The organism is Bacteroides propionicifaciens DSM 19291 = JCM 14649, assembly GCF_000375405.1.
In the GTDB taxonomy this organism is placed as follows: domain Bacteria; phylum Bacteroidota; class Bacteroidia; order Bacteroidales; family Bacteroidaceae; genus Bacteroides_E; species Bacteroides_E propionicifaciens.
Window position 1 is genome coordinate 71,369 of record NZ_AQWS01000012.1, and the last position, 7,213, is coordinate 78,581.

General features: G+C 37.5%; 4 protein-coding genes and 1 pseudogene. 3 read left to right on the plus strand and 2 right to left on the minus strand.

The genetic code is table 11. From position 1 onward, the window contains the following. The first annotated feature begins 76 nt into the window (after positions 1 to 76). Positions 77 to 1,735, plus strand: a complete 1,659-nt coding sequence (locus B091_RS0105150) for an AMP-binding protein (protein WP_018108942.1) — start codon at positions 77 to 79, stop codon at positions 1,733 to 1,735. A gap of 8 nt (positions 1,736 to 1,743) precedes the next feature. Continuing rightward, positions 1,744 to 2,991 carry an LA_2272 family surface repeat-containing protein gene (locus tag B091_RS0105155; protein ID WP_018108943.1) on the plus strand — a complete coding sequence of 416 codons (1,248 nt, stop codon included), beginning with the start codon at positions 1,744 to 1,746 and terminating at the stop codon, positions 2,989 to 2,991. A gap of 47 nt (positions 2,992 to 3,038) precedes the next feature. On the opposite strand, the gene B091_RS0105160 is transcribed toward B091_RS0105155, so the two are convergent. Further along, on the minus strand, positions 3,039 to 5,057 hold the full coding sequence (locus B091_RS0105160; protein ID WP_018108944.1) for a fructose-bisphosphatase class III: 2,019 nt from the start codon (positions 5,055 to 5,057) through the stop codon (positions 3,039 to 3,041). 42 nt (positions 5,058 to 5,099) lie between these two features. Continuing rightward, complete coding sequence (locus tag B091_RS0105165) at positions 5,100 to 6,761, minus strand: putative transporter (RefSeq protein ID WP_018108945.1); 1,662 nt, start codon at positions 6,759 to 6,761, stop codon at positions 5,100 to 5,102. Between the two features lie 270 nt (positions 6,762 to 7,031). Here B091_RS0105165 and B091_RS11790 point away from each other — a divergent pair. Beyond that, positions 7,032 to 7,213: pseudogene (locus B091_RS11790) on the plus strand (ISAon1 family transposase N-terminal region protein); the annotation flags it as partial.

Genomic DNA, 7,213 nt, shown 5'->3' on the forward strand with positions numbered 1-7,213 from the left:
TGTTTTTTAAATTATTTATTTGCACTATTGGGATAAAACGGTATATTTGCTCACATTATCAACTAATGTGCATATAATGGAACAAAGTTTTATTGCTTACATTGAGAATAGCATTAAAAGCAATTGGGACCTCGACGCCCTTACAGATTACAAAGGAGCAACATTACAATACAAGGATGTAGCTCGTAAGATTGAAAAGATTCATATCATTTTCGAGGAAAGTGGCATCAAGAAAGGGGACAAGATTGCGATTTGTGGAAAAAACAGCTCACATTGGGGAGTTACTTTTCTAGGGATATTAACCTATGGGGCTGTTGCAGTACCCATCTTACATGAGTTTAAAGAAGACAACATACAAAATATAGTTAATCACTCCGAGGCTAGACTTTTATTTGCTGGTGATGTCGTGTGGGAGAATCTTAACGAACGAGCGATGCCTCTTCTTGAAGGTATTATTCTGATGAATGACTTCTCGGTTTTGATCTCTAGAAGTGAAAAACTAAACCATGCACGTGAACACTTAAACGAGCTTTTCGGAAAGAAATATCCTAAAAACTTCCGAATCGAACATATCGAATATCACAAAGATAGACCCGAAGAATTAGCGGTGATCAACTATACATCGGGCACTACAAGTTATTCTAAAGGTGTAATGCTGCCATACCGTAGCTTATGGTCAAACACGAAGTTTGCATTTGAGATGCTCGACCTAGGACCTGGTGATAAAACGATTTCGATGCTACCAATGGCACATATGTATGGTATGGCTTTTGAGTTTCTATACGAATTTTCGGCAGGATGTCAGATATTTTTCTTGACCCGAATGCCTACACCAAAGGTTATCTTCCAGGCATTTGCTGACATACGCCCTAATCTGGTTGTTGCAGTACCACTAATTATCGAAAAGATAATCAAGAAGAGTGTGCTACCTAAATTGGAAACTCCAGGAATGAAGTTACTAATGAAGGTACCTATTATCAACGATAAAATCAGAGCTGATATACGCAAAAAAGTGATTGAAGCTTTCGGAGGAAACTTTATCCAAGTTATTGTTGGTGGAGCTGCGTTTAATAAAGAGGTCGAAGATTTCTTAAGATCAATCAATTTCCCTTATACTGTTGGCTATGGTATGACTGAGTGCGGCCCTATCATTTGCTATGAAGGATGGGAAAAGTTTGCAGCAGGTTCATGTGGTAAACAAGTACCTAGAATGGAAGTAAAAGTTCTTTCGGAAGATCCTCAAAACATCGTGGGTGAAATCGTTTGTAAAGGCGATAACATGATGATTGGCTACTACAAGAACGAAGAAGCTACAGCTGAAGCTATTGATGCTGATGGTTGGTTGCATACAGGAGACTTAGGTCTAATTGATGCAGAAGGTAATGTCTTTATCAAGGGAAGAAGTAAAAATATGCTTTTAGGAGCTAGTGGACAAAATATTTATCCTGAAGAGATAGAAGATAAATTAAATAACTTACCTTATGTAGCTGAAAGCCTTGTTGTACAACAAAATGATCGACTAGTAGGTTTAGTATATCCAGACTTCAACGATATGTTTGCCAATGGTCTAAAACCAGAAGATGCAGAACGTATTATGGAAGAAAACCGAACCGTACTTAATGAAATGCTACCAAAATATTGTCAGTTATCGAAAATGAAGGTGTATCCAGAAGAGTTCGAGAAGACACCTAAAAAAAGCATTAAACGCTTCTTATACCAAGAAGCTAAAGGATAGAATAATTTATGAGACATAATTTATTAAGATTTATCACAACAGCAGCTTTAACATTAGCTGCTGTTGTTGTTTTAGGACAAAACAAGAGTGCAGGTATTAACTTATCCCTATGGAATAAAGTAAGTACACAACCTATCAACCCTGCCCAAAAAACTTATTTCAACTTAGGGATTGTATCTGCACAAAACAAACTGCGCGGATTCAGTTTGAACTTGCTTAGTAACCAAGTTGATGGAGATGCCTATGGAGTACAGCTTGTTGGTCTAGCCAATGTCGTTGGTGAAAAATCGACAGGCCTTCAAGTAGCTGGTGTAGCCAATGTTATTGGAGAATATTCCAACGGTGTTACTATTGCTGGACTGGGCAATATGGTGGGTGAATCTCAACACGGAGTATCTCTAGCAGGATTAATCAACCTTATTGGTATTGATTCCAAAGGACTTTCAGTTGCTGGTCTAGGTAACGCTATTGGTTATAATAGCATTGGAGTAGCAGTTGGTGGAGTCTTCAATATTATTGGTGATAATATGATAGGTCTTGGACTGGCTGGTTTGCTGAATATAACAGATAATACGTACGGTTTAAGTGCTTCGGGACTTATAAACATAGCACAAAACACAAGTGGTCTAAGCTTCGCCCCCTTTAATATCAACTCGAATAATTTTTATGGACTACAGGCAGGTTTAGCCAATATCAATACCAATCGCTTCTACGGACTACAGTTGGGACTGCTAAATGTTGGCATTGTTCATAAAGGTTTACAACTAGGATTAGTCAACTATTATAACGAATCACTTACAGGATTTCAATTGGGTCTAATCAACCTTAACCCAGACACTAAAGTGAGCATTCTTGCCTATGGTGGCAACAGAACTAAACTAAATATTGCTGCACGATTCAAGAATCGTCTATTTTACAATATTATCGGAGTAGGTTCACCCTACTTAAAGTTCAGCGATAAATTCTCTGGAACCATCAATTATAGGGCGGGTATCTATCTACCACTGGCCAAGAACTTAGAAATAAGTGGAGATTTGGGCTATCAACACATCAATACCTTTAGTAATAAAAACAAAGAAGAAGGTATAGCTAAGCGCATGTATGGATTACAAGCAAGAATCAACTTAGAGTATTTATTTACTCCTAAATGGTCGATTATAGCTACAGGCGGATACGAAACTACTCGCTGGTATAGCAAATCAAAAACATACCATAAGGGAGCTTTAGTCGAAGGTGGAATAGCCTATACTATTTAATATAAAAACTCCCCTCATATGTTTACACATAGAGGGGAGTTTCTTATTTATTTAATGTAAAACTTGGGGTATTTTCTTGGCTTCTGTTTGATCAGTCCCAAACGATAAGCTGTAAGTAGCTTCTCAAGCTCTTTAATTTGTTTTCGTAGTTCACCGCCTATATCGGTATCTTTCACCATCATCCTGCGTGTAGTCATCTCCACAAGCATAGAGGTAGAGATAATATCCATTCCCTCTTGAATAGCTTTTTGAGTTGACTCGAAAGGTTCATGCTGAACAAGCTGAATACCACGAGAGTTGAATATTAAGGTGTAACCTGCAATACCAGTTTCTGGTTGATAAGCTCTAGAGAATCCACCATCAATCACTAGCAATTTACCGTTGGCTTTGAGTGGATCTTCTCCCTTCTTAATTTTTACAGGCACGTGTCCATTAATAATATGCGCATACTTAGAGTTTACACCAAACTCATCAAGTATCATATCACAAATTTCTTCTTTATCACGAAGTGTGTAATAATTACCTTTTACTTCTTTATGAAGCTCCTTCTCTGCTACAAAATAGCGTTCGAAAGTAGCCATCTTACTCTTATCAAAAGTTGGTGCATCTTTACCACACCACAGATACCACATGTAATCTTGAGCAAAGATCTTTTCGGGTGCTGAATCGTCACCAAAATAAGCCACACGTACCAACTGATCTACTCGATCAAGAAGAGCCTTACCTGCATATTTATCTTTACCTATAACGACTTCTTTAAATTTCCCTTTCTCATCAAGCGGAATAGAAGCATGGTAAAGTAGATTACCATTGGCAACCTTATACATACTACCGTTGGCATAAAGGCAACGCATATGCTTCTGAAGTTTCTCGCTATTAACGAATGAGAAATTAATCTTATCCATCAACTCTTGCTCTTCAGCAGTTAGTTTGTAAGGGTTTTTGGGATCCACTGTAGGGAAATTAGTATCGAGCATTTTGTACTCTTTACCACCAACCTTTAATACACCTTTTTCAAAATCAATCAGGTGAAGCAGGTTGCGATCTTGCATCTTATATTCTGGATGACGATTTATAATCTGCGCCTCAAGCTTAAATTGGATAATAGCAATTGCCTTCTGCATTTGAGCAATACGCATAACTGTTTTATCATCATAAGGCTCGTCGGCAAACTTAACTCGTGGCATAAAAATGGTACATGGGTCATCACCGTAAGTATCCATAGCAAATGTAGCTAATGGTAACAGATTGATTCCATAACCATCTTCTAATGTACTAAGGTTAGCGTAACGCATCGAAATACGAATCACATTGGCCATACAGCTCATGTTTCCACAGGCTGCCCCCATCCAGATAATGTCGTGATTACCCCACTGAATATCGAAGTTGTGATAATTGCATAGCGTATCCATAATAATATGGGCACCAGGACCACGGTCATAAATATCACCCACAATGTGAAGAGAGTCAATAACAAGACGTTGAATCAGATTAGACATCGCTGTAATAAAGCTATCTGCACGACAAGTCGAAACAATAGAGTTAAAGATACCGTTCACATAAGCCAACTTATTATGATTGGGCTCCATGATGTTCTCGTGAAGCAACTCCTGAATAATATATGAGAATTCATCAGGAAGTGCCTTACGCACCTTCGAACGTGAATATTTTGAAGAAACTGTCCGACATACTTGAACAAGTTGATTCATGGTCATTAAATACCAATCGTCTATATCCTCTTCAACTTGTTTTACGATTTCTAATTTCTCTTCTGGATAGTAGATTAAGGTACAAAGTTCTTTCTTTTCAGACTCGCGAAGTGTATTACCAAAAAGCTCACTCACTTTACGTTTAATTGTTCCTGAGGCATTTTTAAGTACATGCTGAAAAGCTTCGTACTCACCGTGAATATCAGTCAGGAAATGCTCAGTACCTTTTGGAAGATTAAGGATAGCTTCCAAATTAATAATTTCTGTACTTGCTTCGGCAATAGTTGGAAAACTGCGTGCAAGTAACTGTAAATAGCGTAGTTCGCTACTCAGATCTTCAGCTGTGTATAATGTCATAGCGTTTAAGATTTAAGGTTAAAGGTCAATGTTTATCTTATGTCACAGTAAAAGCATTAATAATACTTGAGATATTATCACCCTTAAAAACATACTCAAAGGGTATACTGTAGCATAAGCTACCGATGAATGTTTATCTTCTATAGTATCATTAACGTAATTTAGAGCCATAGGGTTCGCCATGCTGCCGCAAAGCATGCCTGCCATCGACCCAAAATCGACTTTCATTGTTTTCAAAGTTAACATTCCTACAATCAAAATAGGCAAAGTAGTCAATAAAAATCCAATTCCAATCCATAAAGCACCTTCGGGTCTAAAAACTGTTTCAAAGAAATGTGCTCCAGAGTCTAATCCCAAACAAGCAAGATAAAGTGTTAAACCCAACCCCCGCAACATCAAATTAGCACTAGGAGTAGTATAAGTTATCATATGAAACTTAGGACCAAAAGCACCAATAAGAATACCAACAACAATAGGACCACCTGCCAAACCAAGCTTAATAGGTGCACTTATACCTGGCAAAACAATAGGAATTGCTCCTAAAGCTAGCCCCAATACAATACCGACAAAAACGGCTACTAAATTGGGTTCATTAAGTTGTTTGATAGTATTTCCTAGTACCTTAGAAACTTCATTAATTGCAGAGGCTTCACCTACAATAGTTACACGGTCACCCAACTGAAGTGTCAAGTCGGAAGTTGCGAGTAAACGAACGTCCGAACGATATACACGACTAATATTTACACCGTAATGATTTCGCAGGCGAAGAGTCTCTAGTTTTTTTCCATTGATTTCGGGACGAGTAATCACTACCTCCTTTGAGGTCAATTGACTATCAATTGCATTCCAATCAATGTTTTCTGTATTCCAATCGCTCTCCTCAATAGCACCAAAAAGAATGGTCAATCGAGCAACATCATCATCTGTACAAACAACCAATAATCTATCGTTTTCACGTATCTCTTTATCTGAAATAGGAATGCTGACTGTTCCGTCTCGCCACAAACGAGAGATAACAAACTTAGCAGATGTCAACTTACCTAGATCTCTAATTTTTCGGCCGAAGATAGCTGGGTTATGCACTTGAAAAGCTCCAATAAAGGTATCATCGTTATCTGAAGTTTTAGAAGATGCAATATCAATTTTTTTACTGAATACTTTGCGTATAAAAAGGATTCCTATGATTACCCCAATAACACCCATAGGATAGGTTACTGCACAACCTAACGCTGGGCCAGTTGCATCTAACCCCATTTGCTTGAGTGTTGTTTGTGCTGCACCAAGTGCAGGAGTATTAGTTGTTGCACCACAAAGAATCCCTACCATATCGGGCAGGGAAATATCTGTAACAAAACTAGTTAAAACAGCAAGGAAAGTACCTATAAGTACTACTGCTATAGCTAAAAAGTTAAGTTGCATTCCACCTTTACTAAAAGAGCTAAAAAAACCAGGTCCTACCTGTAGCCCTAAAGCATAGACGAAAATGATAAGACCAAAATCCTCTGCAAAAGACAGCATATCAGCATTGACAGAAACTCCAAAGTGTCCCATCAAGATGCCCATAAAAAAGACAAATGTGACACCTAAAGATATTCCGAAGAATCGGATTTTACCAAGAAAAAGACCTATTGCAGAAATTATAGACAGAACTACTACAGCCTGAAGTGCAGAGTGTTCAAAGAAGAGATTACTTAACCATTCCATGAATGAATATTATTCTTATTTTGAGTTTCAGGGTACAAATATAAGAAGTATTAGACAAGATAAGCGAGTAAAAGACTTATAATTATTCTTTGAAGCAACTAAGGAGTTATAAAACACCTTTTATAACATTAAAGAATACAGAATACTCAAGAAAGAGAAGATAGCATAGGAAATGAGGGGATTATGGTTCATACCGAAAAGCTGTGGGGAAAGTATTAAAAAAAGATTGAAACATATATATTTGCAGTAAAATATATAAATGCTTTATCCATGGGTTGGGATCCTTTAGTTCGCTTTATTTTACCAGATGGTTTATTCGATTATTTTGAGATGTCAGACTTTCAGCCTGGCGATTCAGTAGTGCATATTTATCTAGAAGAGCTTAATATAACTCCTATTGAATACCACGATGATAAACTTGAGAGTAAAGGTTTTTATGAGGAAATAAAGAT

Bases quoted from the DNA above. Each gene is read 5' to 3' on its own strand.
- B091_RS0105150 (WP_018108942.1), top strand. From the start codon at position 77: ATGGAACAAAGTTTTATTGCTTACATTGAGAATAGCATTAAAAGCAAT.
- B091_RS0105155 (WP_018108943.1), top strand. From the start codon at position 1,744: ATGAGACATAATTTATTAAGATTTATCACAACAGCAGCTTTAACATTA.
- B091_RS0105160 (WP_018108944.1), bottom strand. From the start codon at position 5,057: ATGACATTATACACAGCTGAAGATCTGAGTAGCGAACTACGCTATTTA.
- B091_RS0105165 (WP_018108945.1), bottom strand. From the start codon at position 6,761: ATGGAATGGTTAAGTAATCTCTTCTTTGAACACTCTGCACTTCAGGCT.